The sequence below is a fragment of the Klebsiella quasipneumoniae subsp. quasipneumoniae genome, from assembly GCF_020525925.1.
GTDB lineage: Bacteria > Pseudomonadota > Gammaproteobacteria > Enterobacterales > Enterobacteriaceae > Klebsiella > Klebsiella quasipneumoniae.
Genome location: NZ_CP084876.1, coordinates 1455713 through 1482420 on the forward strand (window position 1 = coordinate 1455713; position 26708 = coordinate 1482420).

The 26708-nt window shown below is 59.5% G+C and carries 26 protein-coding genes; 22 read left to right on the top strand and 4 right to left on the bottom strand.

Going from position 1 to position 26708, the window contains the following annotated elements; genetic code table 11:
- The first annotated feature begins 63 nt into the window (after positions 1 to 63).
- The 3 genes from fadI (at position 64) to sixA (ending at position 4213) form a co-directional block, all read left to right on the top strand.
- Positions 64 to 1374, top strand: a complete 1311-nt coding sequence (gene fadI, locus LGM20_RS07205) for an acetyl-CoA C-acyltransferase FadI (RefSeq protein WP_044524283.1) — start codon at positions 64 to 66, stop codon at positions 1372 to 1374.
- Positions 1374 to 3518 carry a fatty acid oxidation complex subunit alpha FadJ gene (fadJ, locus tag LGM20_RS07210; protein ID WP_044524281.1) on the top strand — a complete coding sequence of 715 codons (2145 nt, stop codon included), beginning with the start codon at positions 1374 to 1376 and terminating at the stop codon, positions 3516 to 3518. Before fadI ends, fadJ begins: the two co-directional genes overlap by 1 nt.
- 209 nt (positions 3519 to 3727) lie before the next feature.
- Positions 3728 to 4213 carry a phosphohistidine phosphatase SixA gene (gene sixA / locus LGM20_RS07215; RefSeq protein ID WP_004201794.1) on the top strand — a complete coding sequence of 162 codons (486 nt, stop codon included), beginning with the start codon at positions 3728 to 3730 and terminating at the stop codon, positions 4211 to 4213.
- 18 nt (positions 4214 to 4231) lie between these two features.
- On the opposite strand, the gene smrB is transcribed toward sixA, so the two are convergent.
- Positions 4232 to 4783 (bottom strand): endonuclease SmrB, encoded by a 552-nt coding sequence (smrB, locus tag LGM20_RS07220; protein ID WP_004201792.1) that lies wholly within the window; start codon positions 4781 to 4783, stop codon positions 4232 to 4234.
- Positions 4784 to 4950: 167 nt separating this feature from the next.
- On the opposite strand from smrB, the gene prmB reads away from it, so the two are divergent.
- Genes prmB through LGM20_RS07250 form a run of 6 tightly spaced genes read left to right on the top strand, consistent with a single transcriptional unit; the run spans position 4951 to position 9508 of the window.
- A complete protein-coding gene (gene prmB / locus LGM20_RS07225) occupies positions 4951 to 5883 on the top strand; it encodes a 50S ribosomal protein L3 N(5)-glutamine methyltransferase (RefSeq protein WP_023290538.1) in 933 nt (310 codons plus the stop codon).
- Between the two features lie 42 nt (positions 5884 to 5925).
- Complete coding sequence (gene aroC, locus LGM20_RS07230; protein ID WP_044524280.1) at positions 5926 to 7011, top strand: chorismate synthase; 1086 nt, start codon at positions 5926 to 5928, stop codon at positions 7009 to 7011.
- A 2-nt stretch (positions 7012 to 7013) separates the two neighbouring features.
- Positions 7014 to 7838 carry a penicillin-insensitive murein endopeptidase gene (gene mepA, locus LGM20_RS07235; RefSeq protein WP_023290536.1) on the top strand — a complete coding sequence of 275 codons (825 nt, stop codon included), beginning with the start codon at positions 7014 to 7016 and terminating at the stop codon, positions 7836 to 7838.
- Positions 7838 to 8647 carry a sulfite exporter TauE/SafE family protein gene (locus LGM20_RS07240; protein WP_004201787.1) on the top strand — a complete coding sequence of 270 codons (810 nt, stop codon included), beginning with the start codon at positions 7838 to 7840 and terminating at the stop codon, positions 8645 to 8647. Before mepA ends, LGM20_RS07240 begins: the two co-directional genes overlap by 1 nt.
- Entirely contained in the window at positions 8647 to 9195 is a 549-nt protein-coding gene (locus tag LGM20_RS07245; RefSeq protein ID WP_023290535.1) for an elongation factor P hydroxylase, read from the top strand. Before LGM20_RS07240 ends, LGM20_RS07245 begins: the two co-directional genes overlap by 1 nt.
- Positions 9196 to 9226: 31 nt before the next feature.
- The gene (locus LGM20_RS07250; protein ID WP_023290534.1) at positions 9227 to 9508 is read left to right on the top strand and encodes a YfcL family protein; all 282 of its coding nucleotides are present in this window, start codon (positions 9227 to 9229) and stop codon (positions 9506 to 9508) included.
- Positions 9509 to 9667: 159 nt separating this feature from the next.
- On the opposite strand, the gene mnmC is transcribed toward LGM20_RS07250, so the two are convergent.
- Complete coding sequence (mnmC, locus tag LGM20_RS07255) at positions 9668 to 11656, bottom strand: bifunctional tRNA (5-methylaminomethyl-2-thiouridine)(34)-methyltransferase MnmC2/FAD-dependent 5-carboxymethylaminomethyl-2-thiouridine(34) oxidoreductase MnmC1 (RefSeq protein ID WP_044524373.1); 1989 nt, start codon at positions 11654 to 11656, stop codon at positions 9668 to 9670.
- 158 nt (positions 11657 to 11814) lie between these two features.
- Between mnmC and fabB the strand changes: the two genes are divergently transcribed.
- Together fabB and LGM20_RS07265 are read left to right on the top strand one after the other, a co-directional pair.
- Positions 11815 to 13035 carry a beta-ketoacyl-ACP synthase I gene (gene fabB, locus LGM20_RS07260; protein WP_002913291.1) on the top strand — a complete coding sequence of 407 codons (1221 nt, stop codon included), beginning with the start codon at positions 11815 to 11817 and terminating at the stop codon, positions 13033 to 13035.
- A gap of 209 nt (positions 13036 to 13244) precedes the next feature.
- On the top strand, positions 13245 to 14420 hold the full coding sequence (locus tag LGM20_RS07265; RefSeq protein WP_044524279.1) for an MFS transporter: 1176 nt from the start codon (positions 13245 to 13247) through the stop codon (positions 14418 to 14420).
- An 86-nt stretch (positions 14421 to 14506) separates the two neighbouring features.
- On the opposite strand, the gene flk is transcribed toward LGM20_RS07265, so the two are convergent.
- On the bottom strand, positions 14507 to 15484 hold the full coding sequence (gene flk, locus LGM20_RS07270) for a flagella biosynthesis regulator Flk (protein ID WP_023290531.1): 978 nt from the start codon (positions 15482 to 15484) through the stop codon (positions 14507 to 14509).
- Positions 15485 to 15594: 110 nt separating this feature from the next.
- Between flk and pdxB the strand changes: the two genes are divergently transcribed.
- From pdxB to LGM20_RS07320, 10 genes are all read left to right on the top strand, one after another.
- Entirely contained in the window at positions 15595 to 16731 is a 1137-nt protein-coding gene (gene pdxB, locus LGM20_RS07275) for a 4-phosphoerythronate dehydrogenase PdxB (protein ID WP_044524278.1), read from the top strand.
- Positions 16732 to 16794: 63 nt separating this feature from the next.
- Positions 16795 to 17808, top strand: a complete 1014-nt coding sequence (locus tag LGM20_RS07280) for an aspartate-semialdehyde dehydrogenase (RefSeq protein WP_044524277.1) — start codon at positions 16795 to 16797, stop codon at positions 17806 to 17808.
- Positions 17808 to 18620, top strand: coding sequence for a tRNA pseudouridine(38-40) synthase TruA (gene truA, locus LGM20_RS07285; protein ID WP_044524276.1), 813 nt, complete (start codon positions 17808 to 17810; stop codon positions 18618 to 18620). Before LGM20_RS07280 ends, truA begins: the two co-directional genes overlap by 1 nt.
- Positions 18621 to 18646: 26 nt before the next feature.
- Entirely contained in the window at positions 18647 to 19306 is a 660-nt protein-coding gene (locus LGM20_RS07290; protein WP_002913221.1) for a DedA family protein, read from the top strand.
- Positions 19307 to 19492: 186 nt separating this feature from the next.
- Positions 19493 to 20413, top strand: a complete 921-nt coding sequence (accD, locus tag LGM20_RS07295; RefSeq protein WP_004201773.1) for an acetyl-CoA carboxylase, carboxyltransferase subunit beta — start codon at positions 19493 to 19495, stop codon at positions 20411 to 20413.
- Positions 20414 to 20488: 75 nt separating this feature from the next.
- The gene (folC, locus tag LGM20_RS07300; RefSeq protein WP_023290525.1) at positions 20489 to 21757 is read left to right on the top strand and encodes a bifunctional tetrahydrofolate synthase/dihydrofolate synthase; all 1269 of its coding nucleotides are present in this window, start codon (positions 20489 to 20491) and stop codon (positions 21755 to 21757) included.
- Positions 21747 to 22442, top strand: coding sequence for a cell division protein DedD (gene dedD, locus LGM20_RS07305; RefSeq protein ID WP_023290524.1), 696 nt, complete (start codon positions 21747 to 21749; stop codon positions 22440 to 22442). Before folC ends, dedD begins: the two co-directional genes overlap by 11 nt.
- 218 nt (positions 22443 to 22660) lie before the next feature.
- Positions 22661 to 23149 carry a colicin V production protein gene (cvpA, locus tag LGM20_RS07310; RefSeq protein WP_023290523.1) on the top strand — a complete coding sequence of 163 codons (489 nt, stop codon included), beginning with the start codon at positions 22661 to 22663 and terminating at the stop codon, positions 23147 to 23149.
- A gap of 33 nt (positions 23150 to 23182) precedes the next feature.
- Positions 23183 to 24700 (top strand): amidophosphoribosyltransferase, encoded by a 1518-nt coding sequence (gene purF / locus LGM20_RS07315; RefSeq protein ID WP_004180758.1) that lies wholly within the window; start codon positions 23183 to 23185, stop codon positions 24698 to 24700.
- A 137-nt stretch (positions 24701 to 24837) separates the two neighbouring features.
- Complete coding sequence (locus LGM20_RS07320; RefSeq protein WP_044524274.1) at positions 24838 to 25422, top strand: UbiX family flavin prenyltransferase; 585 nt, start codon at positions 24838 to 24840, stop codon at positions 25420 to 25422.
- Between the two features lie 65 nt (positions 25423 to 25487).
- Here the strand turns inward: LGM20_RS07320 and LGM20_RS07325 are convergent, their stop codons facing one another.
- A complete protein-coding gene (locus LGM20_RS07325; protein WP_044524273.1) occupies positions 25488 to 25649 on the bottom strand; it encodes a hypothetical protein in 162 nt (53 codons plus the stop codon).
- 40 nt (positions 25650 to 25689) lie between these two features.
- On the opposite strand from LGM20_RS07325, the gene argT reads away from it, so the two are divergent.
- Positions 25690 to 26472 (top strand): lysine/arginine/ornithine ABC transporter substrate-binding protein ArgT, encoded by a 783-nt coding sequence (gene argT, locus LGM20_RS07330; protein ID WP_004180753.1) that lies wholly within the window; start codon positions 25690 to 25692, stop codon positions 26470 to 26472.
- Positions 26473 to 26708: the final 236 nt, after the last annotated feature.

A 26708-nucleotide genomic window follows, 5' to 3' on the forward strand; every position in this document is an offset into this window, starting at 1 on the left:
AAAATTAGTTAACAATGTTATCAGGTCAGACCACTTGGTTGTCTTGGTTAACAGGGGAGAGTTATGAGTCAGGCATTACCGCTTATCACCCGTCAGGGCGATCGCATTGCCATTGTCACAGGGTTACGCACGCCGTTTGCGCGTCAGGCGACGGCATTTCATGGCGTTCCTGCCGTTGATTTAGGAAAAATGGTGGTTGGCGAAATGCTGGCGCGCAGCGATATTCCTGTGGAAGCCATTGAACAGCTGGTCTTCGGTCAGGTCGTGCAGATGCCGGAGGCGCCGAATATCGCCCGGGAAATTGTGCTCGGTACCGGAATGAGCGTGCACACCGACGCCTACAGCGTCAGTCGCGCCTGCGCCACCAGCTTCCAGGCCGTGGCGAATGTCGCTGAAAGCCTGATGGCCGGCACCATCCGCGCCGGTATCGCCGGCGGTGCCGATTCCTCCTCTGTGCTGCCTGTCGGCGTCAGCAAAACGCTGGCCCGCGCGCTGGTCGATGCGAACAAAGCCCGCACGCTGAGCCAGAAACTAAAGCTGTTTTCCCGCCTGCGGCCGCGCGACCTGCTGCCGGTTCCCCCGGCGGTGGCGGAATATTCAACCGGCTTACGGATGGGCGATACCGCCGAACAGATGGCGAAAAGCTGGGGGATAAGCCGGGAACAACAGGATGCGCTGGCGCATCGATCACACCAGCTGGCGGCTAAAGCCTGGGAAGAGGGAAAGCTGTCCGCGGAGGTGATGACCGCCTATGCGCCCCCCTTCCGCGAGCCGCTGGAGCAGGACAACAACATCCGTAAAAATTCAACCCTCGCAGATTACCAAAAGTTACGCCCGGCCTTCGACCGTAAACATGGCACCGTTACCGCCGCCAACAGCACGCCGCTGACGGATGGCGCGGCGGCGGTGATCCTGATGACCGAGTCGCGGGCCAAAGAGCTGGGTCTGACGCCGCTGGGTTATCTGCGCAGCTATGCCTTTACCGCCATCGACGTCTGGCAGGATATGCTGCTGGGGCCCGCATGGTCCACGCCGCTGGCGCTGGAGCGCGCTGGCCTGACGCTGGCAGATCTCACGCTTATCGATATGCACGAAGCTTTCGCCGCGCAGACGCTGGCCAATCTTCAGTGCCTGGCAAGCGACCGCTTTGCCCGCGAGGTGCTGGGGCGTGCGCAAGCCACCGGTGAGGTGGATGAGAGTAAATTTAACGTCCTCGGCGGCTCTATCGCCTACGGTCATCCCTTTGCCGCCACCGGCGCGCGGATGATCACCCAGACGCTGCATGAGCTGCGGCGACGGGGAGGGGGATTTGGTCTGGTGACGGCCTGCGCGGCAGGCGGTCTGGGCGCGGCGATGATTGTGGAGGCTGAATAATGGATACGGTTTCCGCTTTTAAGCTTGAAGTCCGTGCGGACAACATCGCGGTGATTACCATCGATGCCCCGGGTGAAAAAATGAATACCCTGAAGGCCGAGTTCGGCAATCAGGTGCGGGGACTGATACGCCAGATACGCGACGATAAGTCGGTGCGCGGCGTGGTATTTATCTCCGCCAAAGCCGATAACTTTATCGCCGGCGCAGATATCAACATGATTGCCCGCTGCCGCAGCGCGCAGGAGGCGGAAGCGCTGGCCCGCCAGGGGCAGCAGATTATGGCCGAGATCCATGGCTTGTCGATTCCGGTCATTGCCGCCATCCATGGCGCTTGTCTGGGCGGCGGACTGGAGCTGGCGCTGGCCTGCCATGGCCGCATTTGTAGCGATGACGAAAAAACCCGACTCGGGTTGCCGGAGGTACAGCTTGGCCTGCTGCCGGGTTCCGGCGGGACGCAGCGTTTACCGCGGCTGATCGGCGTCAGTACGGCGCTGGATATGATGCTCACCGGCAGGCAGTTACGGCCGCGCCAGGCGCTGAAGGCCGGTCTGGTGGACGAGGTGGTGCCGCAGACAATTTTACTGCAGACGGCGGTGGAGCTGGCGCTGAAGGGGCGCCCGGCCAGCCGCGAGGTGCCTGTTCGCGAACGCGTGCTGGCGGGCCCCCTGGGTCGCCATCTGTTATTCCAGTACGTCGGCAAGCAAACGCAGCGCAAGACCCAGGGCAACTACCCGGCGGTGAAGCGAATTTTGCAGGTCGTCGAGAATGGTCTGGCCCATGGCTGCAGCAGCGGTTACGCCGAAGAGGCCCGCGCGTTTGGCGAACTGGCGATGACCCCGCAGTCGCAGGCGCTGCGATCGATCTTCTTTGCCAGTACCGATCTGAAAAAAGACCGTGGCGCCGAGGCGGAACCCGCTCCGCTGAGAAGCGTTGCCGTCCTGGGCGGCGGCCTGATGGGCGGGGGGATCGCCTATGTGACTGCCTGTAAAGGCGGACTGCCGGTGCGAATCAAAGATATTCAGCCGGGCGGGATCAACCACGCCTTAAAGTACAGCTGGGATCTGCTGAACAAACAGGTTCGCCAGCGTCGACTGCGCCCCAGCGAGCGCGATCGTCAACTGGCGCTGATCACAGGCACTACCGACTATCAGGGCTTTACCCATCGCGACGTGGTGATTGAGGCGGTATTCGAGGACCTGGCGCTGAAACAGCGGATGGTCAGTGAAGTGGAGCAAAACGGCGGGCCGCAGACTATCTTTGCCTCGAATACTTCGTCGTTACCGATAGGCGATATAGCCGCCCATGCCAGCCACCCTGAGCGGGTGATCGGCCTGCACTTTTTCAGTCCGGTGGAGAAAATGCCGCTGGTTGAGGTGATCCCGCATAAAGGAACCGATCCGCAGACCATCGCCACGGTGGTGCAACTGGCTAAACGTCAGGGGAAAACGCCGATCGTGGTGGCGGACAAAGCGGGCTTCTATGTAAACCGCATCCTCGCGCCGTATATAAATGAAGCGATGCGCCTGCTGGTGGAGGGAGAACCGGTTGAGGTGATTGATAAGGCGCTGGTGAAATTCGGTTTCCCGGTGGGACCGGTTCAACTGCTGGATGAAGTGGGTATTGATACCAGCACCAAAATTATTCCCGTGCTGGAGAATGCCTTTGGAGAGCGTTTCAGCCCGCCTGCAAACATCATTGACGCGATTTTGAAGGACGATCGCAAAGGTAGAAAAAATAATCGTGGTTTCTATCTTTATGAGACAAAAGGGCGTAAAAGCAAAAAACGGCCCGACCCGGCAGTCTATCCGCTGCTGGGCATCGACCGCCCCCAGTCGCGGTTGTCTGCGCAGCAGGTGGCGGAGCGCTGTGTGATGATGATGCTTAACGAGGCGGCGCGCTGCTTTGATGAGCAGATTATCCGTAGCGCGCGCGATGGTGATATCGGCGCCGTATTTGGTATAGGGTTTCCGCCATTTCTTGGCGGCCCGTTCCGGTATATGGATACTATCGGCGCGGGTGAAGTTGCCGCGATCCTGCAGCGCCTGGCCGCCCAGTACGGCCCACGTTTTACACCCTGTGACACTTTATTACGCATGGCCGAACAGGGGACCACCTTTTGGCCAGCGGATGAACGGATGACCTAAGTTATGGTCAAAGAAGGTAAATCCGGCTGCGGATGACGCTGTTGATTGGCTGTTTTGTAAACAATCATTGACTATACTTACGCCATTGAGGTAAAAAACAGCGTTTCATTCGTTGAATGGATCAGGCACAATGCCCGGCCACCGGGTCACCTGCGTATTGTCTTCGCAGGCCAAACTACGGTGCTTCTGGTTAACAAAAGCGGTGCAATATGCAAGTTTTTATTATGCGTCACGGCGACGCTGCCCTCGATGCAGCCAGCGACTCGGTTCGTCCATTAACCGTATGCGGTTGTGATGAGTCTCGTCAGATGGCAACCTGGCTGAAAGGTCAAAAAGTGGATATTGAGCGCGTTCTTGTCAGTCCCTATCTGCGTGCGGAACAGACGCTGGATATTGTTGGGGAGTGCATGAACCTGCCGAAACATGTCGACGTGATGCCGGAACTCACGCCGTGCGGCGATGTGGGAATGGTGAGCGCCTATCTGCAGGCGCTGGCAAATGAAGGCGTGGCGACGGCGCTGGTCGTCTCCCACCTGCCGCTGGTGGGGTACCTGGTCTCAGAGCTGTGCCCGGGGGAAACGCCCCCGATGTTCACCACCTCGGCTATCGCCTGCGTTAATCTGGACGCCGACGGCAAGGGTGAATACCTCTGGCAGAAAAGCCCCTGCAATCTCAAGATGGCCAACGCCATCTGACGACCCCGGAGCTCGCCGTCAAGGCAGCTCCGGCGGTTGCCACTCCTCGACCTCAATCAGAATCAGCAGTGCGGCGTCACCGCCGTACTCTTTTGGCGCCTGATGAAAAGCCATGATGTGTGGATGCTGCGCCAGCCACAGCGGGGTTTGCTGTTTGAGAATGTGCTTACCGTGCCCGTGCATCACGCAGGCGCAAAACACATGCTCGCGGCGGCAGGCGGCAATCAGCGCGCCCAGTTCCTGTTTGGCCTGCTGCTGGGTGAGCCCATGCAGATCGAGAAACAGTTCCGGCGAATAATCCCCACGGCGCAGCTTTTTCAGCTCAAAATGGCTGACGTCGGCGCGGACATATTTTGTCGAGCCTTCGGTATTCAGTAACGGCTGAAACTCATCGGAAAAATAGTGGCTGTTGTCGGCCTGTTCCTGCAGCAGACGCTTAGGGGCAACCTCGGTGATTTTCTTGCGCTGCGGGCGGTGAACGATGGTGTCCTGTTTGATCTTCCGCGTGCCGGTCATCAGCTGACGGAACAGCGCCTGATCCTCCTCGCTAAGCGATGTCTTCTTTTTCATTGTCCGCTCTCATTAATACTTTGCGCTAGTTTACCCGACTCAATATCCCTTCGGGCAAGGAAAACCTGTTTTTTCCCCCGCCACCCCACGCAAGAATGCTGATTTATCGCCGTCTTCATGGCACACTAGCCGCCGAATTTATAGCAGAGTGTGCCCTGGAGGATGTCGTGGATAAAATTTTTGTTGATGAGGCAGTCAATGAGCTGCATACCATTCAGGACATGCTGCGCTGGGCGGTAAGCCGTTTCAGCGCTGCTAATATCTGGTACGGTCACGGGACTGACAACCCATGGGACGAGGCGGTACAGCTGGTGCTGCCTTCGCTGTATCTGCCGCTGGATATTCCGGAAGATATGCGCACTGCGCGCCTGACCTCCAGCGAGAAACACCGCATTGTAGAGCGGGTGATTCGCCGCGTGAACGAGCGTATTCCCGTCGCCTATCTGACCAACAAAGCGTGGTTCTGCGGCCATGAGTTTTACGTCGATGAGCGAGTGCTGGTGCCGCGCTCCCCGATCGGCGAACTGATCAATAACCAGTTTGCCGGGCTGATTACCCATAAGCCGCAGCATATTCTTGATATGTGCACCGGCAGCGGCTGCATCGCCATTGCCTGCGCCTATGCCTTCCCGGAAGCTGAAGTCGACGCCGTGGATATCTCCCCGGACGCGCTGGCCGTCGCCGAGCACAATGTGGAATCCCATGGCCTGATCCATCACGTGACGCCGATCCGTTCCGACCTGTTCCGCGACCTGCCGAAGCTACAATACGATCTGATCGTCACTAATCCGCCGTATGTCGATGAAGAGGACATGGCCGATCTGCCGGAAGAGTATGAGCATGAGCCGGTTCTGGGTCTGGCCTCCGGAAGCGATGGCCTGAAGCTGACGCGCCGCATCCTCGGCAATGCGCCGGATTATCTCAGCGACGACGGGATTCTGATTTGTGAAGTCGGTAACAGCATGGTACATCTGATGGAGCAGTATCCGGACGTGCCGTTTACCTGGCTTGAGTTTGATAACGGCGGCGACGGCGTCTTTATGCTGACCAAACAGCAGCTGATTGACGCTCGCGCGCACTTCGGTATTTATAAAGACTAAAAAAAACAACACGCCAACATAACGACAAAGAATGGAGCCGTGATGGCAGGAAATACAATTGGACAACTCTTTCGCGTCACCACCTTCGGCGAGTCGCACGGCCTGGCGCTGGGCTGCATCGTTGACGGCGTGCCGCCGGGCATTCCGCTGACCGAAGCCGATCTGCAGCACGACCTCGATCGTCGTCGCCCGGGTACCTCGCGTTACACCACGCAGCGTCGCGAGCCGGATCAGGTCAAAATCCTCTCCGGCGTCTTCGAAGGCGTCACCACCGGGACCAGTATCGGGCTGCTGATTGAGAACACCGATCAGCGCTCGCAGGATTACGGCGCGATCAAAGATCTGTTCCGTCCTGGCCATGCGGATTACACCTACGAGCAAAAGTATGGTCTGCGCGACTATCGCGGCGGCGGTCGCTCCTCCGCCCGCGAAACCGCGATGCGCGTGGCGGCCGGGGCGATTGCCAAAAAATTCCTCGCCGCGAAGTTCGGCATCGTCATTCGCGGCTGCCTGACGCAGATGGGCGACATTCCGCTGGCCATTAAAGACTGGGATCAGGTTGAACAGAATCCTTTCTTCTGCCCGGACCCGGAGAAAATCGACGCTCTCGATGAACTGATGCGCGGTCTGAAAAAAGAGGGCGACTCCATTGGCGCCAAAGTGACCGTCGTCGCCGACGGCGTACCGCCGGGCCTTGGCGAGCCGGTCTTTGACCGCCTTGACGCCGATATCGCCCACGCGCTGATGAGCATCAACGCCGTGAAAGGCGTGGAGATTGGCGACGGTTTCGACGTGGTGAAGCTGCGCGGCAGCGAAAACCGCGATGAGATCACCAAAGCCGGATTCCAGAGCAACCACGCCGGCGGCATTCTTGGCGGCATCAGCAGCGGTCAGCAGATCGTTGCCAACATCGCGCTGAAGCCGACCTCCAGTATTACCGTTCCCGGTCATACCATTAACCGCTTTGGCGAAGAGGTGGAGATGATCACCAAAGGGCGTCACGATCCGTGCGTCGGCATACGCGCCGTACCGATCGCTGAGGCGATGCTGGCGATTGTCTTAATGGATCACTTTATGCGTCAGCGCGCGCAGAATGGCGACGTGACGACGACAATTCCACGCTGGTAACCATGAAAAACACCGTTATCGCCCTGCTGGCGCTGCTGGCCAGCGCCGGCAGCCTGGCCGCCACGCCATGGCAGAAGATATCCCAGCCAATTGGCGGCAGCGCGCAGTCGATTGGCGCGTTCTCCAATGGCTGTATCGTTGGCGCCGAGGCGCTGCCGCTGAACGCCGCCGGCTATCAGGTGATGCGTACCGATCAGCGTCGCTACTTCGGTCATCCGGATCTGGTTCAGTTTATTCAGCGCCTGAGCAATCAGGTGCACAATAAAGGCATGGGGACCGTGCTGATTGGCGACATGGGGATGCCGGCAGGCGGCCGCTTTAACGGCGGCCACGCCAGCCATCAGACGGGCCTCGATGTCGATATCTTCCTCCAGCTGCCGCAGACGCGCTGGACATCGTCCCAGTTGCTGAAGCCGCAGGCCCTGGATCTGGTCGCCAGCGATGGCAAACGCGTGGTGCCGTCGCTGTGGAGTCCGCAAATCAGCCAGCTGATCAAGCTGGCGGCGGAAGATAGCGAAGTGACCCGCATCTTCGTCAACCCGGCGATTAAACAGCAGCTGTGTCTGGATGCGGGCAACGACCGCCAGTGGCTGCGCAAAGTTCGTCCCTGGTTCCAGCATCGCGCCCATATGCACGTCCGTCTGCGCTGCCCGGCGGGCAGCCTGGAGTGCGAAGATCAGGCGCCGCCGCCGGCCGGCGATGGCTGCGGTGCGGAGCTGCAGAGCTGGTTCGAGCCACCTAAACCCGGGTCTACCCCACCTGTGAAGAAGACGCCGCCGCCGTTGCCGCCTTCCTGCCAGGCGCTACTGGATGAGCATGTGCTGTAATGGATAGTTTTATCGAGTTGTTTTCCGTATCGCCGCTAGTGCTGGTGGTGCTTTTCTTTGTCGCCATCCTGGCCGGTTTTATTGACTCACTGGCCGGGGGCGGGGGCTTACTGACCGTGCCGGCGCTAATGGCCGCCGGTATGCCGCCGGCCCAGGCGCTGGCGACCAATAAGCTGCAGGCCTGCGGCGGATCGCTGTCGGCGACCCTCTATTTTGTCCGCCGCAAGGTGGTCAATCTCGCCGATCAGAAGCTGAATATTCTGATGACCTTTATCGGTTCAACCGCCGGCGCGCTGCTGGTCCAGCACGTGCAGTCCGATATTCTTAAGCAGATCCTGCCGTTGCTGGTGATCGGCATCGGTCTCTATTTTCTGCTGATGCCGAAACTGGGCGAAGCGGACCGACAGCGTCGTCTCTACGGCCTGCCGTTTGCGCTGGTCGCCGGCGGCAGCGTCGGGTTTTACGATGGCTTTTTCGGCCCCGGCGCCGGTTCGTTTTATGCGCTGGCGTTTGTCACTCTGGCCGGGTTTAACCTGGCGAAGTCGACGGCCCACGCCAAACTGCTCAACGCCACCTCGAACGTCGGCGGCCTGCTGCTGTTTATTATCGGCGGAAAGGTTATCTGGGCCACCGGCTTTGTGATGATGGCCGGCCAGTTTATTGGCGCCCGCGCCGGCTCCCGGCTGGTGCTGAGCAAAGGGCAATCGCTGATCCGACCGATGATCGTTATCGTTTCGGCGGTGATGAGCGCGAAACTTCTCTACGACAGCCACGGGGCTGAGATTTTGCAGTGGTTGGGAATTCATTAATGCAACAGCAACACCATTATCAGCAGCTTATTGACCTCTTCAACAGCTGCTTTGCCGCAGATTTTAATACTCGCCTGGTGAAAGGCGACGATGAGCCGATCTACCTCCCGGCGGACGATGACACGCCATATCACCGTATCGTCTTCGCGCACGGTTTTTTTGCCAGCGCTCTGCACGAGATCTCCCACTGGTGCATCGCCGGCAAAGCCCGCCGCGAGTTGGTGGATTTTGGCTACTGGTACTGTCCGGACGGCCGCGATGCGATGACCCAAAGCCAGTTTGAGGACGTGGAGGTGAAACCGCAGGCCCTGGAGTGGCTGTTCTGCGTGGCGGCGGGATTTCCGTTTAACGTCAGCTGCGACAATCTGGAAGGTGACGTTGAACCCGATCGCATCGCCTTTCAGCGCCGGGTACATGCCCGGGTGATGACTCTGCTTGAACAAGGGATCCCCGAACGTCCGGCGCGTCTTATTCGCGCATTACAACACTATTATCAAACGCCGCCATTGACGGCAGAACACTTTCCGTGGCCGGAAGACCTGCACTAAGGCCACACATTACATGACAAGAGGTAAGATGATGATCGCGGAGTTTGAATCACGCATTCTGGCGCTGATTGACAACATGGTAGACCACGCCAGTGATGATGAACTGTTTGCCGGCGGTTATCTGCGCGGCCACCTGACGCTGGCGGTGGCTGAGCTGGAAGGTGAGGGCGAACATTCAGCGGAAGCGGTACACAGCAAAGTCAGCCATAGCCTGGAGAAAGCCATCGGCGCTGGCGAACTGTCGCCGCCGGACCAAATTCTGGTGCAGGGCATGTGGGAAAACCTGTATCAGCAGGCGAAAAATCAGGCCTGATCCATGATGTAGGTCGGATAAGCGTAGCGCCATCCGACACGCTAACGGCGCAACCAGGATTTACCCTGTTTGCGCTGTGCTTCGCCGGGCTACCGTGTTGGTCGCCCGGATGAGGCCGGGAATGTCGCGCTTCCCAGGGATTTTTCTCCCCTTGCGCTGTTACTTCACCGCTTTTCCCTTCAGCAGTTTTCTCACCCATAGCCGATTCGGATTCAGCGCCGCCAGGGTGCCGCTATCCAGCGGCAGCGGTTCTGCGCTCATCTGCGCCGCCAGCAGCTCAGCGCTTAACGGCGCGGTGCAAATGCCTCGCGATCCGAGGGCGCCAAGCATAAACAGGTTATGAAAGACCGGCGCGCTACCGGCGTTATCCTGCCGTTCGTGGAGGCTGGCGTATTGCGTCAATGTCGCCGCATAGTCCGGCACGTTGCCGACCATCGGCAGATGATCGCGGGTGGCGCAGCGCACGCCGCAGCGGGCGTCACTGGCGCTAATATCCACGTCCTGCGGCCACTCCGCGCCCGGGAAGCAGTCGATCAGCCGTTGCCGGTTGTGCTGCTGATCTTCTTCGCTGAAGGTGGTGTCGGTTTTGCCGCGATGGTAGCTGGCGCCAATGCAGTGCTGCTGATTTTGCGGATTCTGCGGCGTCAGGTAGCCGTCGTAGCACAGCACCTGGCGCAGGGCGGAAAGCCGCGGGGTAGTGGGTATATGGCTGACCTGGCCGCCAACGGGGTAGACCGGCAACGGCGCGGTTTGCGCAAAATCCGATATGCGGTGGCCGTTGGCCAGCACGACCGCCTGATGATAGCGCTGCCGGTTGAGCAGCCAGCCATCGCCCTCCGCGCTCAACGTCTCGACCTGATAACCATAATGCACGTGCAGTCCGCGAGTCGCCGCCAGCGCCAGCAGCTCGGCGGTGAGCTGCTGCGGGCACAGCCAACCGCCGGCCGGATAGGTTATGCCGCCGCAGCCGGTCTCGACGCCGGTCAGCTCCGCGGCCTGCTCCGCCGTCACCGCGCAGGCGATATCAGGGGGCAGCTCCAGGGCCAGCATCTGATTGATTTTGTGTGCGCTTTTTTCATCCCAGCCAAGCTGGGTGACCCCGCACCATTGATGATCGAACAGCACCGGCAGCGCGTCGTAGGTGCGGCGGGCGAAGGTAAAGGCGGCCGGGAAAAAGCGCGCCAGCGCCGGATCGTGCTGGCTTAACAGCGGGTAGAGCGCGCCCTGGCGATTACCGGAGGCGCCCTGCGCCGGGGCGTCGTCCGCACAGTAAAGGGTCACCTGCCAGCCGCGACGCAGCAGCGCCAGGGAGAGCAGGGCGCTGGCGATACCGCCGCCGACGATGGCCGCCTCGCGGGCCTCGCTCCCGGGGCGGGCGAACCAGGGCGCGCGCGCCGGAAAGGTCAGCGTTTGCGCCATCTCGCCGGTCAGCATCTCCCGTTTGCGGCCGAAGCCTTTGGTTTTACGCAGGGTAAACCCGGCTTCCTGTAGACCGCGGCGGACAAAACCGGCGGAGGTAAAAGTGGCCAGCGTCCCGCCGGGACGCGCCAGGCGCGCCATGGCATTGAACAGATCCTGGGTCCACATGTCGGGATTTTTCGCCGGGGCAAAGCCGTCGAGAAACCAGGCGTCCACCTGCTGATTCAGCGAATCATCCAGCTCTCTGGTCAACTCGTTGATATCGCCAAACCACAGATCGAGCGTGACCCGTCCGCCGTCGAGCAGCAGACGATGGCATCCGGCGAAGGCCGAAGGCCATTGCGCCTGCAGCTGTTCCGCCCATGGAGCCAGCTCTGGCCAGCGCTTGTGCGCCAGGCGGAGATCTTCCGCCTTCAGCGGATATTTCTCAAAACTGATGAAATGTAACCTTTGCAGGGTAACGTCCGGGTTATCGCGAACAAAAACGTCAAACGCCTGCCAGAGGGTGAGGAAATTGAGCCCGGTGCCGAAGCCGCTCTCCGCGACGATCAACAGTGGGCGAGGGTGGCTGGAGAAGCGCTCCGGCAGGCGATTTCCGCCGAGAAAGACGTAGCGTGTCTCTTCCAGACCGTTGTCATTGGAAAAGTAAACATCGTCAAAATCTCGGGAAACAGGTGTACCCTCAGCATTGAATTCCAGGTTGGCGGGTTGTATAGCGTTTTGTTTCACGTAAGTTACTCGAATCACAAGGCGTAGCGCGATCTTAGCGATGTGTGCCTGAGGGCGCAAATTTATACACAAAATGTCTGATCGGACTTGTTCGGCGTACAAGTGTACGCTATCGTGCGACACGAAACTTAAAATAGTGCGACTTACAGAGGTATTTAATGAAACGTGCAGTGATTACTGGCTTGGGCATCGTTTCCAGCATCGGTAATAACCAGCAGGAAGTCCTGGCATCTCTGCGTGAAGGACGTTCAGGGATCACTTTCTCTCAGGAGCTGAAAGATTCAGGGATGCGCAGCCACGTATGGGGCAACGTCAAACTGGATACCACTGGCCTCATTGACCGCAAAGTAGTGCGCTTCATGAGCGACGCCTCCATCTATGCTTACCTGTCCATGGAACAGGCCGTTGCCGACGCAGGTCTGGCGCCGGAAGCATACCAGAATAACCCGCGTGTCGGCCTGATCGCAGGCTCCGGCGGCGGCTCCCCGAAATTCCAGGTCTTCGGCGCCGATGCCATGCGCAGCCCGCGTGGTCTGAAAGCCGTGGGTCCGTATGTGGTCACCAAAGCGATGGCTTCCGGCGTTTCCGCCTGCCTCGCCACGCCGTTTAAAATCCACGGCGTTAACTACTCCATCAGCTCCGCCTGCGCCACTTCCGCACACTGCATCGGTAACGCGGTAGAGCAGATCCAGCTGGGCAAACAGGATATCGTCTTTGCCGGCGGCGGCGAAGAGCTGTGCTGGGAAATGGCCTGCGAGTTCGACGCCATGGGCGCGCTGTCCACCAAATACAACGACACGCCGGAAAAAGCCTCCCGCACCTATGACGCCAACCGTGACGGCTTCGTTATCGCCGGCGGCGGCGGTATGGTCGTGGTGGAAGAGCTGGAACACGCCCTGGCGCGCGGCGCGCACATCTATGCGGAAATCGTCGGCTACGGCGCAACCTCCGATGGCGCAGACATGGTAGCCCCATCCGGTGAAGGCGCAGTGCGCTGCATGCAGATGGCGATGCACGGCGTTGATACCCCGATCGACTACCTGAACTCCCACGGTACTTCCACGCCGGTCGGCGACGTGAAAGAGCTGGGCGCGATCCGCGAAGTGTTCGGCGACAACAGCCCGGCTATCTCGGCGACCAAAGCAATGACCGGTCACTCGCTGGGCGCTGCTGGCGTGCAGGAAGCTATCTACTCCCTGCTGATGCTGGAGCACGGCTTTATCGCGCCGAGCATCAACGTCGAAGAGCTGGACGAGCAGGCTGCCGGCCTGAACATCGTCACCAAACCGACTGACGCTAAGCTGACCACCGTGATGTCCAACAGCTTCGGCTTTGGCGGCACCAACGCCACGCTGGTGATGCGTAAATACAACGCCTAATCGGCACGCGATGCACTGAGGGGAGCCACCGGCTCCCCTTTTTTGTCATCTTGACAGGGTAAGAGCCCGCAGGCACACTGCTGGCGGATCCATTAGTCTCTCCACTAATGCGTAAGCGTTTAACGTCAACCAACGCGCCTTAACCCTGATAGTCAGGTGGAGGGGGCGTGTCGCTTTGCTCGCCTTACTCTGCGAATCTGGAGTAATGCATGTCCGCAGTCACTGAAACAACATCTCATTCATCCGCGAATTTGTCGCTTTTTCGCATTACGCTCGCCGTCTTTTTGACCTATATGACCGTCGGTTTGCCGCTGCCGGTGATCCCGCTGTTTGTCCATCAGGAGCTGGGATTGGGTAACACCATGGTCGGCGTAGCGGTGGGGATCCAGTTCCTCGCCACCGTTCTTACCCGCGGCTACGCCGGGCGCCTGGCAGACCAGTACGGCGCCAAACGCTCCGTCCTGCAAGGGATGCTGGCCTGCGCCCTGGCCGGCGCGGCCTGGCTGGCCGCTGCGCTGCTGCCGCTGCCGGTGTTAGCGAAGCTGGGCCTGTTGCTGCTGGGCCGCCTGATCCTCGGGTTTGGCGAAAGCCAGCTGCTGACCGGCAACCTGAGCTGGGGGATGGGGCTGGTGGGGCCGGCCCGCTCCGGCAAAGTGATGTCATGGAATGGCATGGCGATGTACGGCTCGCTGGCGGTGGGCGCCCCGCTGGGATTGTTAATTTACAGCCACTTTGGCGTGGCGGTCCTGGCCTGCGTCACCATGGGACTACCGCTTGTCGCCTTGCTCATCAACGGCACGGTGCGCAAAGTGGCGGCGCACGGCGGTGAGCGGCCTTCACTGTGGAGCGTCATCGGCATGATCTGGCGGCCGGGTATTGGCCTGGGCCTGCAGGGCGTCGGTTTTGCGGCGATCGGCACCTTCGTTTCTCTCTATTTTGCCAGCCAGAACTGGCCGATGGCCGGATTTACCCTGACGGCGTTTGGCGGCGCCTTTGTGCTGATGCGGGTGCTGTTTGGCTGGATGCCGGATCGGTTTGGCGGCGTTAAAGTGGCGATGGTCTCGCTGCTGATAGAGGCGGTCGGTCTGACGCTGCTGGGGCTGGCGCCCGGCGTCTGGGTGGCGCTGGCCGGCGCGGCGCTGACCGGATGCGGCTGTTCGCTTATTTTCCCCTCGCTTGGCGTGGAGGTGGTGAAGCGCGTCCCGGCGCAGGTGCGCGGCACTGCGCTCGGCGGCTATGCGGCCTTTCAGGATATCTCTTATGGCCTGACCGGGCCGCTGACCGGTCTGCTGGCCACTTCGCTGGGCTACTCGTCGGTATTCCTTGCCGGCGCCCTCTGCGCGGTGCTGGGGATCCTCGTCACCCTCATCTCATTTCGCCGCTAGGTTGTTGTCAGGCCAGAAATCGCCGTAGTCAGCACTGCGGCGTTTGGCATGAAAGGGTGCCGTGAACGCCGCCAGTGCCTGCTCGGCTACAGCAGGAGCCACAGCACCAGGAGCAGGACAACCGCGCCCAGCGCCAGCTGCCAAGGCTTAACGGCCCATGTCCGCCGGGTCACGGGCTCCTCCTGCGGGATCGCCAGCGTCTCCTGGGCGCGGGCTACCCGCAGCACAAACACCTTATTCAGCAGCGCCAGGATCTGCGCCGGGCTCAGCGTGGTCTGGGGCGTGACCTGCCAGTTGCGACGGGCAAAGTCGACAATCTTCTGCCACTCCGCGGCCTCCAGCGGCTGCTTGAGCGCCCCCTGCAGCGAGGTAAGCGTGGGCGCGCTTTGCGCGCTGAGCGTCTGCCGCGCCTGCAGCCAGTACGAAAGCGGCGTGAAGTGCGTCGCCGGGATCAGCTCCCCGGACTTGACGCCGCAAAGTTCCAGCATGGACTGCCAAATCAGTTTGCTTGGTTCGCCGGTGGCGGCCGCCAGCTTAGTCACCAGCTGATTGAGCGTGTTGTGCTCGGCCGGCAGCAGTGGACGAAGGGTCGGCGGGCGCTGCTGCGGCTGCGGGATCGACAGCTGACCGCGCTGCAGCAGATGCAGAATGTTCTCCAGTTGCGACTGGCTGAGGGCATGCAGCGCCGTTTGCCCATAATGCTGACGAATATAATCGCTCACCGCCTGGCGGTTATTGCCCTGGCCGAGCAGATCGCTGAGCTGCGCCAGGGTCTGGCGATGATGATGATTGTCCTGCGCGGCGGCCAGGCGCTGGTTGAGACTGGCCTCGGCGGCGCTGAAATGGCGGGCCAGCAGGGGCGTGTCGCCTTTCAGTCCGAGGTCATGTTTGACGCAGGCCCACACTTCCGCATTCTGCTGCGAGGTCAGCGCCACCAGGCGCGTGATCAGTCGCTCCAGGACGGTGCGTTGCTGCATGGAAAGCGAAGGTTCGCCGGTGGCGGCAGTGCCTGATGGGCCTCGCCCTGGAGGACGGTCTGGCATATCTGCAAGGGGGTGCGTCATGATTCATCCTTTCGATATCGCGGTGCTGGAACCAGGTGATGAGTATGCCTGGCGGCCAGATTATGGCACACTTCCCCGGTTAACTCTCGTTCTCAGACAGGTACTGAACTGTGAAAATCCTCGTTGATGAAAATATGCCCTATGCCCGTGAGCTTTTTAGCCGTTTAGGCGACGTGCAGGCGATCCCGGGCCGCCCGGTCCCGGCCGATGCCCTGACCGATGCGGATGCCTTAATGGTGCGCTCGGTCACCCGGGTCAATGAAGCATTGCTTGCCGGCAAGGCCATCAGGTTCGTCGGCACCGCGACCGCAGGCACCGATCATGTCGATCAGGCGTGGCTGCAGCAGGCGGGGATTGGTTTCTCCGCAGCGCCAGGCTGTAACGCCATTGCGGTGGTGGAGTATGTCTTTTCATCGCTGCTGATGCTGGCCGAACGTGACGGCTTCTCGCTGCGCGATCGCACCGTCGGGATTGTCGGCGTCGGTAACGTCGGCGGGCGGCTGCAAAAGCGTCTGGAGGCGCTGGGCATCAAAACCCTGCTCTGCGATCCGCCGCGCGCTGACCGCGGCGACGAAGGCGACTTCCGCTCCCTTGACGATCTGGTCCAGCAGGCCGATGTCATCACCTTCCATACCCCGCTGTATAAAGAAGGGCAATATAAAACGCTGCATCTGGCTGATGAGGCGCTGATTAGCCGCCTGAAGCCCGGAACGATTTTGATCAACGCCTGCCGCGGGTCGGTGGTGGATAACGCCGCGTTGCTGAAACGGCTGGAAGCCGGTCAGTCCCTGAGCGTGGTGCTGGACGTTTGGGAGCCGGAGCCGGATCTCAACGTAGAGCTTCTCAAGCGGGTAGATATCGGCACGGCGCACATCGCCGGCTACACCCTTGAAGGGAAGGCGCGCGGGACGACGCAGGTATTCGAAGCCTATAGCGCCTTTATCGGCCATCCGCAACAGGTGGCGCTGGATACCCTGTTGCCGGCCCCGGAGTTTGGCCGCATCACCCTGCATGGCCCGCTCGATCAGCCGACGCTGAAAAGACTGGTTCATTTGGTGTATGATGTGCGCCGCGATGATGCGCCGCTGCGGAAGGTGGCGGGCGTCGCCGGTGAATTCGACAAGCTGCGTAAAAATTATCAGGAACGTCGCGAATGGTCTTCGCTGTACGTGCAGTGCAGCGATGAGCAGGCGGCGACGCTGTTGCGCCAGCTCGGTTTTAACGCCGTGCATCATCCTGTTCGTTAATATCTTCTTAATGCCCCTGCCGGATACTCCGGCAGGGCCGCTTTATTTCTGGAGTAAACCACCATGTCTGAAGGCTGGAATATTGCCGTACTGGGCGCAACGGGCGCCGTAGGCGAAGCCCTGCTCGAAACTCTCGCTGAACGCCAGTTCCCGGTGGGGGAGATTTTTGCTCTGGCGCGCAATGAAAGCGCGGGCGAACATCTGCGTTTTGGTGGCAAGTCGGTGATCGTCAAGGACGCCGCCGAGTTTGACTGGACCCAGGCCCAGCTGGCCTTCTTTGCCGCAGGTGTCGAAGCCAGCGCGGCGTATGTCGAAGAAGCGACAAACGCCGGGTGCCTGGTTATCGATCTCAGCGGCCTGTTTGCGCTGGAGCCGGACGTACCGCTGGTGGTGCCGGACGTGAACCCGTTCGTGTTAGGCGATTACCGCAACCGCAATCTGATTGCGGTGCCCAACAGTCTGACCAGCCAGCTGCTGACGGCGCTGAAGCCGCTTATCGATCAGGGTGGATTGTCGCGCATTAGCGTCACTAACCTGCTTTCCGCCTCAGGGCAGGGGAAAAAAGCGGTGGATGCGCTGGCAGGGCAGAGCGCCAAGCTGCTGAACGGCATCCCCATCGATGAAGACGATTTCTTTGGCCGTCAGCTGGCGTTCAACATGCTGCCGCTGCTGCCGGATCGTGAGGGTAGCGTGCGCGAAGAGCGCCGTATCGTCGATGAAGCGCGCAAAATTCTTCAGGATGACGGGCTGATGATCTCCGCCAGCGTCGTCCAGTCGCCGGTCTTCTACGGCCATGCGCAGATGGTGAACTTTGAAGCGATGCGTCCGCTGGCGGCGGAAGAGGCGCGTGACGCCTTTACCCGCGGCGAGGAGATCGAACTTTCTGAAGAGGGCGAATTCCCCACTCAGGTTGGCGACGCCTCCGGCAACGCCCGTCTCTCCATCGGCTGCGTGCATAATGATTACGGTATGCCGGAGCAAGTCCAGTTCTGGTCGGTGGCGGATAACGTCCGCTTCGGCGGCGCGCTGATGGCGGTGAAGATCGCCGAGAAGCTGATTGAGGAGTACCTGTACTGATGTCTGAGATGGAGCAACAGCCGGTCTGTAAAATCGCGCTGGGCATCGAGTACGACGGTAGCAAATATTACGGCTGGCAGCGGCAAAACGAAGTATGCAGCGTGCAGGAGAAGCTGGAAAAGGCGCTCTCGCAGGTGGCGAACGAACCCATTACCGTCTTTTGCGCTGGCCGCACCGACGCCGGTGTCCATGGCACCGGCCAGGTGGTGCATTTCGAAACCCGGGCGCAGCGTAAAGATGCCGCCTGGACGCTGGGGGTAAATGCGAATTTACCTGGTGACATCGCGGTGCGTTGGGTCAAACATGTCCCGGCGGATTTTCACGCCCGGTTCAGCGCCACGGCGCGCCGCTATCGTTACGTCATCTATAATCATCGCCTGCGTCCGGCGGTATTAAGTCAGGGCGTCACGCATTTTCACCAGCCGCTCGACGCCGCGCGCATGCAGCGTGCCGCACAGTGTCTGCTGGGGGAGAATGACTTTACCTCGTTTCGCGCGGTGCAGTGCCAGTCGCGTACCCCGTGGCGCAACGTGATGCATATTAACGTTACCCGCTACGGCGCTTATGTGGTGGTGGATATCAAAGCGAATGCCTTTGTACATCATATGGTCAGGAATATTGTGGGCAGCCTGATGGAAATCGGGGCCGGAAACCAGCCGGAGAGCTGGATGGCAGAACTGCTGGCAGCAAAAGACAGGACGCTCGCTGCGGCAACGGCAAAAGCGGAAGGGTTGTATCTGGTGTCGGTGGATTACCCGGCCCATTATGATTTACCGGTGCTGCCAATGGGCCCGCTGTTTCTGGCGGACTAATAGGGTCATTAAGGGTAAAGACAAACATGGACTTGATTCACTTTTTAATTGATTTCATCCTGCATATTGATGTGCACCTGGCCGAGCTGGTCGCCCAGTATGGCGTCTGGGTTTATGCCATTCTGTTTTTGATTCTGTTCTGCGAAACCGGGCTGGTGGTAACGCCGTTCCTGCCGGGGGATTCCCTGCTGTTCGTCGCGGGCGCGCTCTCGGCCCTGCCCACCAACGATCTGAATGTCCACCTGATGGTATTGCTGATGGTCATCGCGGCTATCGTCGGCGATGCGGTCAACTACACCATTGGCCGGCTGTTCGGCGAAAAGCTGTTCAGCAACCCGAACTCGAAGATTTTCCGTCGCAGCTATCTGGATAAAACCCATAGCTTCTACGAACGTCACGGCGGAAAAACCATTATCCTGGCGCGCTTTGTGCCGATAGTCCGAACCTTCGCGCCGTTTGTGGCGGGAATGGGGCATATGTCCTATCGTCATTTTGCGGCCTATAACGTCGTCGGGGCGCTGCTGTGGGTGCTGCTGTTCACCTACGCCGGCTATCTGTTTGGCGATCTGCCGGTGGTGCAGGAGAACCTGAAGCTGCTGATCGTGGCGATCATCGTGCTTTCCGTCCTGCCGGGCGTGATTGAGATTATTCGCCATAAGCGGGCGGCGGCGAAGCAGGCGAAGTAGTTTAGCCTGCGTTGCGCGTGACGGTGCACGAGCGTCACGCGCAGCGGTTTGACCACTTTTTTATCCCATGTTCCGGGATGATATGATTTAATGTGCAACATTCATGGTCTGTAAGAGGCAAAAATGGCATTATGCGCCCCTTACGACAAAACTGGCATCGACCAGGTTCAGGCAGAAAGGTTATCAATGAGCTGGATTGAACGAATTAAAAGCAACATCACTCCCACCCGCAAGGCGAGCATTCCTGAGGGTGTATGGACCAAGTGCGACAGCTGCGGTCAGGTACTCTACCGCGCCGAGCTGGAGCGCAACCTGGAGGTTTGTCCTAAGTGCGATCACCATATGCGCATGTCGGCGCGTAATCGCCTGCATAGCCTGTTGGATGAAGGTTCCCTGGTGGAACTGGGTAGCGAACTTGAGCCAAAAGATGTGCTGAAGTTCCGCGATTCAAAAAAATACAAAGACCGCCTGGCGTCCGCTCAAAAAGAGACGGGCGAAAAAGACGCGCTGGTGGTGATGAAAGGTACGCTCTACGCGATGCCGGTGGTGGCCGCGGCCTTTGAATTCTCCTTTATGGGGGGATCGATGGGTTCCGTCGTTGGCGCACGCTTTGTGCGCGCGGTGGAGCAGGCGCTGGAAGATAACTGCCCGCTGATCTGCTTCTCCGCCTCCGGTGGCGCCCGTATGCAGGAAGCGCTGATGTCGCTGATGCAGATGGCGAAAACCTCCGCGGCGCTGGCAAAAATGCAGGAGCGCGGATTACCGTACATCTCTGTGCTGACCGACCCGACCATGGGCGGCGTATCGGCGAGCTTTGCGATGCTGGGCGACCTGAACATTGCCGAGCCGAAAGCGCTGATCGGCTTTGCCGGTCCTCGCGTCATTGAGCAGACCGTACGTGAGAAGCTGCCGCCGGGATTCCAGCGCAGTGAGTTCCTGATTGAAAAAGGGGCGATCGATATGATCGTTCGCCGTCCGGAAATGCGTCTCAAGCTGGCCAGCATTCTGGCGAAGCTGATGAACCTGCCGGCGCCGGTTGCCGCTTCGGAAACGCCTCATGAAGGCGTGGTGGTGCCGCCGGCACCGGATCAGGAACCCGAGGCCTGATAAAGCAGAGGGCAGGGCCTGGCGGCGCTGCCCTTTTTTATTCAAACGCGTTAACCGTCAATTCTTGCGGGCATCATGGAAAAAGATCCTATTCCTCAGGCCACGTCGCCCCTGGCTACGTGGCTTTCTTATCTGGAACATCTGCACAGTAAAACCATCGACCTGGGGCTGGCGCGCGTCAGCGAGGTCGCGCGGCAGATGGATATCGTCAAACCGGCGCCGTTCGTCTTTACGGTCGCGGGCACCAATGGCAAAGGCACCACCTGCCGCACGCTGGAAACGGTCCTGATGGCGGCGGGCTATAAAGTGGGTGTCTACAGCTCTCCGCATCTGGTGCGCTACACCGAACGCGTGCGCATTCAGGGCGCGGAACTGCCGGAGGCAGCGCATACGGCCTCGTTTGCGGAGATTGAAGCGGCGCGGGGCGACATCTCGCTGACCTATTTTGAGTACGGCACGCTCTCTGCGCTATGGTTGTTTAAGCAGGCGCAGCTGGATGTGGTGATCCTGGAGGTGGGCCTCGGCGGCCGTCTCGACGCCACCAATATCGTGGATGCCGACGTCGCCGTGGTCACCAGCATCGCCCTCGATCATACCGACTGGCTGGGACCGGATCGCGACAGTATCGGCCGGGAGAAAGCCGGTATCTTCCGTGCCGGTAAACCGGCGGTGGTAGGGGAGCCGGATATGCCGCACACCATTGCTGAAGTGGCGCGCGAGAAGGGCGCGCTGCTCCAGCGCCGCGGCGTCGACTGGCGCTATGAGGTGGAAGGCGAGACATGGTCCTTCCGCGACGCGGGCGGGGCGTTAAGCCGCCTGCCTCTGCCTCAGGTGCCGTTGCCGAATGCCGCCACGGCCGTGGCTGCGCTGCGCGCCAGCGGCCTTGCCGTGGATGACGCTATCCTGCGCGCGGGGATCCGCGACGCGATGCTGCCGGGACGCTTTCAGATAATCAGCGACGCCCCGCGGGTGATCCTCGATGTGGCGCATAACCCGCACGCGGCGGCTTATCTCGCCGGGCGTCTCAAAACGTTAGCGAAAACGGGACGCGTGCTGGCGGTTATTGGTATGCTGCATGATAAGGACATCGCCGGTACGCTGGCCAATCTGACGCCGGAAGTTGACGTCTGGTACTGCGCGCCGCTGGAGGGTCCGCGCGGGGCGACGGCGGAGCAGCTGGTGGAACATTTGCGTGGCGGCACAGTCTATAGCAGCGTGGCGCAGGCATGGCGCGCGGCCATGGCTGACGCTCAAGCGGAAGATACAGTGCTGGTGTGTGGTTCATTTCACACGGTAGCGCAGGTAATGGAAGAGATTGACGCGGGGAGAATCGGTGGCGAGTAAGTTTCAGAACCGTTTAGTCGGGACAATCGTGCTGGTGGCGCTGGGGGTGATTATCCTGCCAGGGCTGCTGGACGGGCAGAAAAAGCATTATCAGGATGAGTTTGCCGCGATCCCGCTGGTGCCGAAACCCGGCGATCGCGATGAACCGGATATGCTGCCGGCGGCGACTCAGGCGCTGCCTTCGCAGCCGCCGGAAGGGGCGGCGGAGGAGGTGCGGGCTGGCGATGCCGCTGCGCCATCGTTAGATCCGTCGCGTATCCCGGTGAACAGCAACAGCTTCGATGACGTTCAGGAGCCGGTGGTTGCCGCGAAACCGCAGCCTAAACCCCAGCCGAAGCCGCAGCCGAAGCCGCAACAGCAGGCTGCTACGCCTACCCCTCCGCCGGCTAAGCCTCAGCAGCAGCAACCACCGCAGCAGCAGGCGGCCCTGCCGGCGCCGACCGGCAAGGCCTATGTGGTCCAGCTGGGCGCGTTGAAGAACGCCGATAAGGTGAACGAGATCGTCGGTAAGCTACGGGCATCGGGCTTCAAAGTCTATACGTCGCCTTCGACGCCGGTACAGGGTAAAATTACCCGTATCCTCGTCGGCCCGGATGCGTCAAAAGACAAGTTGAAGGGCCAGCTGGGCGATCTGCAACAGATCTCCGGGCTCAGCGGGGTGGTGATGGGCTTCACCCCGAACTGATGGTTTTTTTCCGCCATGCGGAGAGAACGCGGCGGGGCTAAACGCCCCGCAAACCCTGTCTCAGCCGCCCTGAAGAGGCGAAAGGCAGTCTGGCGTTGAATGTTTTTTCAGCGCCATTTTTATTTCTGTAGGGCAAGGAAATCCCTACGCAAACGTTTTCTTTTTCTGTTAGAATGCGCCCCGAACTGGACGACAGGGCGTAAAATCGTGGGACGTATATGGTCTGGATTGATTACGCCATTATGGCGGTGCTGGGTCTTTCTTGCCTGGTCAGCCTGATCCGCGGCTTCGTTCGCGAAGCTTTATCGTTAGTCACGTGGGGTTGCGCGTTTTATGTCGCCAGCCACTACTACGCTGACCTGTCTGTCTGGTTTACGGGCTTTGAGGATGAACGGGTTCGAAATGGGATTGCTATTGCGGCGCTGTTTATCGTGACGCTCATCGTTGGCGCTATCGTGAACTATGTGATAGGCCAGCTGGTGGAGAAGACCGGTTTGTCAGGTACCGACAGGGTATTGGGGATCTGCTTCGGCGCGCTACGTGGGGTGCTGATCATCGCCGCTATCCTGTTCTTCCTTGACACCTTTACCGGGATGGCGAAGAGCGATGACTGGCAGCAGTCGCAGTTTATTCCCTATTTTACCCCCGTCATCAGATGGTTTTTTGAATACCTGCAAAGCTCGTCAAGTTTCTTGCCTAAAGTATAGACTTTGGGTCGTTGCTGAACGAGGAAAAGACGTATGTGCGGTATTGTCGGTATCGCCGGTGTTATGCCGGTTAACCAGTCGATTTATGATGCGCTAACGGTGCTCCAGCACCGTGGACAGGATGCCGCTGGCATCATCACCATTGATGCCAACAACTGCTTCCGGTTGCGTAAGGCTAACGGGCTGGTAAGCGACGTATTCGAAGCCCGCCATATGCAGCGTATGCAGGGCAATATGGGGATTGGCCACGTGCGTTACCCCACGGCGGGCAGCTCCAGCGCCTCCGAAGCGCAGCCGTTTTACGTCAACTCGCCGTATGGCATCACGTTGGCGCATAACGGCAACCTGACCAACGCCCATGAGCTGCGTAAAAAGCTGTTTGAAGAAAAACGCCGCCATATCAATACCACCTCAGATTCCGAAATCCTCCTCAATATTTTCGCCAGTGAGCTGGATAACTTCCGTCACTACCCACTGGAAGCGGACAACATCTTTGCCGCGATTGCGGCGACCAACCGCCTGATCCGCGGCGCGTACGCTTGCGTGGCGATGATCATCGGTCATGGCATGGTGGCCTTCCGCGACCCGAACGGCATTCGTCCGCTGGTACTGGGCAAACGTGACGTAGGCGATGGCCGCACCGAGTATATGGTGGCCTCGGAAAGCGTGGCGCTTGACACCCTTGGCTTTGAATTCCTGCGCGATGTGGCGCCGGGCGAAGCGGTTTATATTACCGAGAAGGGCCAGCTGTTTACCCGTCAGTGCGCCGATAACCCGGTTAGCAACCCGTGCCTGTTCGAGTATGTCTATTTTGCCCGTCCGGACTCGTTTATCGACAAAATTTCCGTCTACAGCGCCCGCGTCAATATGGGGACTAAGCTTGGCGAAAAGATTGCCCGCGAGTGGGAAGATCTGGATATTGACGTCGTTATCCCGATTCCGGAGACCTCCTGCGATATCGCGCTGGAGATCGCCCGCATCCTTGACAAGCCTTATCGTCAGGGCTTCGTGAAGAACCGCTACGTCGGCCGCACATTTATCATGCCGGGTCAGCAGCTGCGTCGTAAGTCTGTGCGCCGCAAGCTCAACGCCAACCGTGCGGAGTTCCGCGATAAGAACGTGCTGCTGGTGGACGATTCCATCGTCCGCGGCACCACCTCGGAGCAGATCATCGAGATGGCGCGCGAAGCAGGGGCGAAAAAAGTGTATCTGGCCTCAGCCGCGCCGGAAATTCGTTTCCCGAACGTGTACGGTATCGATATGCCGACCGCCAACGAACTCATCGCCCATGGCCGCGAAGTGGATGAGATCCGCCAGATCATCGGCGCCGATGGCCTGATTTTCCAGGATCTCAACGATCTGATCGAAGCGGTGCGCGCGGAAAATCCGGATATTCAGCAGTTTGAATGCTCAGTGTTCAACGGGGTATACGTCACCCGGGATGTCGACCAGCAGTACCTCGACTACCTCGATTCCCTGCGTAACGATGATGCCAAAGCGGTTCAGCTGCAGAACGAAGTCGAAAACCTCGAGATGCACAACGAGGGTTAAGCCGTTCGCGCGTCGCGGGCCCGCCGTTCCTGATGGAAGGCGGGCCTTTTTTTCGCCCGGCAACCGTGCGTCAATGGTTGCGCCAACGGCTATAATCCGGCAAAGTCTGCGGCACGACGCGCAAGGGGTAACTGAACGTGAAACGACTGATTATTGGCATTTCCGGCGCCAGCGGCGCCATCTATGGCGTGCGGATGCTGCAGGTGCTACGGAATGTGCCGGATATTGAAACCCATTTGATCCTCAGCCAGGCGGCGCGCCAGACGCTGGCGATGGAGACCGACTTTACCGTGCGTGAAGTACAGGCGCTGGCTGATGTGGTGCATGATGCCCGCGACATCGCCGCCAGCATCTCCTCCGGCTCGTTTAAAACCGCCGGGATGGTGATTTTACCCTGCTCAATGAAAACGCTCTCGGGTATTGTCCATAGCTACACGGATGGTCTGCTGACGCGGGCGGCGGATGTGGTGCTGAAGGAGCGTCGTCCGCTTGTGCTCTGCGTGCGGGAGACCCCGTTCCATCTTGGCCATCTGCGTCTGCTGGTGCAGGCCGCGGAGCTGGGGGCGGTGATTATGCCGCCGGTGCCGGCCTTCTACCATCGGCCGCAAAGCCTGGATGATGTTATCAACCAGACCGTCAACCGGGTGCTCGATCAGTTCGACATTAGCCTGGAACAAGACTTATTTACTCGCTGGCAAGGAGCTCAGGATTGCACCAAATAGGTGCGTGAAATGTACGCTTGCGCTGCGGTGGTGCAAATTTGTCGCCCCGATCAAATCCTCGACATTTATTTCGTCTTTTTGCGCTCAGGCGCTGCGGTTTCGCCAGTAATGCTGGTATCTTCCCTTTTAAGACAATCCCGCAACTTTATTTTAACAAATTTAACCCTGTTCCCGGCACGCACCGGGAAGATGGCACAAAAACTGCAGGATTGCTCGGCAATCACCATAACAAGCAACGCACCACATCACGACACTTAAGGGTACTGTATGAAGAAGACGATTCTGGCTCTCTCTTTACTCGTGGGAATGAGCAGCACGGCCAGCGTGTTCGCTGCTCTGCCGCAGAGCATTCGCATTGGCACTGACGCGACCTATGCGCCGTTTTCGTCGAAAGACGCGAAAGGGGACTTTGTTGGCTTTGATATCGATTTAGGCAATGAACTGTGCTCTCGTATTAAGGTGAAATGTACCTGGGTCGGCAGTGATTTTGACTCCCTGATCCCCTCCCTCAAGGCGAAGAAAATTGACGCCATCATCTCCTCGCTCTCCATCACCGAGAAGCGCCAGCAAGAGATCGCCTTCTCTGACAAGCTTTATGCCGCCGACTCCCGTCTGATCGCGGCCAAAGGCTCGCCGATCCAGCCGACGCTGGAGGCGCTGAAAGGTAAACACGTCGGCGTGCTGCAGGGCTCCACGCAGGAAGCCTATGCTAACGATCGCTGGCGCAGCCAGGGCGTTGACGTGGTGGCCTATCAAAACCAGGACCTGATCTATTCCGACCTCTCCGCGGGTCGTCTGGATGCGGCGCTGCAGGATGAAGTCGCCGCCAGCGAAGGCTTCCTCAAACAGCCCGCCGGGAAAGATTTCGCCTTCGCCGGCCCGTCGGTTAAAGACAAAAAGTACTTTGGCGACGGCACCGGTATCGGCCTGCGTAAGGACGACGCCGAGCTGAAAGCCGCGTTTGATAAAGCGCTGGGCGAGATGCGCAAAGACGGCACCTACGACAAAATGGCGAAGAAATACTTCGATTTTAACGTCTACGGCGACTAAGACTGCCGCAGGCCCGCGCTATCGGGTGGGCCTGCCGCCATGCTCGTGTAAAAGCCCTGAAAAGGTGCATCGCCAGACGCTGTGGCTCATTTTAGTGCAAAGGCGGCCGCTTTTGTGGCTAAAAAATGCATAGTTAAGCGTTTGTGATGCAAAAAAATGGCCTTTCTGGTGCATAAATCTTTGCCCTCAAGGGGCGAATAATGGCACGATAACTGGTGTTAATAGTTCTAATAAAC

Excerpts from the sequence above, each read along its gene's own strand:
- fadI (WP_044524283.1), top strand. The coding sequence starts at position 64 with ATGAGTCAGGCATTACCGCTTATCACCCGTCAGGGCGATCGCATTGCC.
- fadJ (WP_044524281.1), top strand. The coding sequence starts at position 1,374 with ATGGATACGGTTTCCGCTTTTAAGCTTGAAGTCCGTGCGGACAACATC.
- sixA (WP_004201794.1), top strand. The coding sequence starts at position 3,728 with ATGCAAGTTTTTATTATGCGTCACGGCGACGCTGCCCTCGATGCAGCC.
- smrB (WP_004201792.1), bottom strand. The coding sequence starts at position 4,783 with ATGAAAAAGAAGACATCGCTTAGCGAGGAGGATCAGGCGCTGTTCCGT.
- aroC (WP_044524280.1), top strand. The coding sequence starts at position 5,926 with ATGGCAGGAAATACAATTGGACAACTCTTTCGCGTCACCACCTTCGGC.
- mepA (WP_023290536.1), top strand. The coding sequence starts at position 7,014 with ATGAAAAACACCGTTATCGCCCTGCTGGCGCTGCTGGCCAGCGCCGGC.
- LGM20_RS07240 (WP_004201787.1), top strand. The coding sequence starts at position 7,838 with ATGGATAGTTTTATCGAGTTGTTTTCCGTATCGCCGCTAGTGCTGGTG.
- LGM20_RS07245 (WP_023290535.1), top strand. The coding sequence starts at position 8,647 with ATGCAACAGCAACACCATTATCAGCAGCTTATTGACCTCTTCAACAGC.
- LGM20_RS07250 (WP_023290534.1), top strand. The coding sequence starts at position 9,227 with ATGATCGCGGAGTTTGAATCACGCATTCTGGCGCTGATTGACAACATG.
- fabB (WP_002913291.1), top strand. The coding sequence starts at position 11,815 with ATGAAACGTGCAGTGATTACTGGCTTGGGCATCGTTTCCAGCATCGGT.
- LGM20_RS07265 (WP_044524279.1), top strand. The coding sequence starts at position 13,245 with ATGTCCGCAGTCACTGAAACAACATCTCATTCATCCGCGAATTTGTCG.
- flk (WP_023290531.1), bottom strand. The coding sequence starts at position 15,484 with ATGACGCACCCCCTTGCAGATATGCCAGACCGTCCTCCAGGGCGAGGC.
- LGM20_RS07280 (WP_044524277.1), top strand. The coding sequence starts at position 16,795 with ATGTCTGAAGGCTGGAATATTGCCGTACTGGGCGCAACGGGCGCCGTA.
- truA (WP_044524276.1), top strand. The coding sequence starts at position 17,808 with ATGTCTGAGATGGAGCAACAGCCGGTCTGTAAAATCGCGCTGGGCATC.
- LGM20_RS07290 (WP_002913221.1), top strand. The coding sequence starts at position 18,647 with ATGGACTTGATTCACTTTTTAATTGATTTCATCCTGCATATTGATGTG.
- accD (WP_004201773.1), top strand. The coding sequence starts at position 19,493 with ATGAGCTGGATTGAACGAATTAAAAGCAACATCACTCCCACCCGCAAG.
- folC (WP_023290525.1), top strand. The coding sequence starts at position 20,489 with ATGGAAAAAGATCCTATTCCTCAGGCCACGTCGCCCCTGGCTACGTGG.
- cvpA (WP_023290523.1), top strand. The coding sequence starts at position 22,661 with ATGGTCTGGATTGATTACGCCATTATGGCGGTGCTGGGTCTTTCTTGC.
- purF (WP_004180758.1), top strand. The coding sequence starts at position 23,183 with ATGTGCGGTATTGTCGGTATCGCCGGTGTTATGCCGGTTAACCAGTCG.
- LGM20_RS07325 (WP_044524273.1), bottom strand. The coding sequence starts at position 25,649 with ATGGTGATTGCCGAGCAATCCTGCAGTTTTTGTGCCATCTTCCCGGTG.
- argT (WP_004180753.1), top strand. The coding sequence starts at position 25,690 with ATGAAGAAGACGATTCTGGCTCTCTCTTTACTCGTGGGAATGAGCAGC.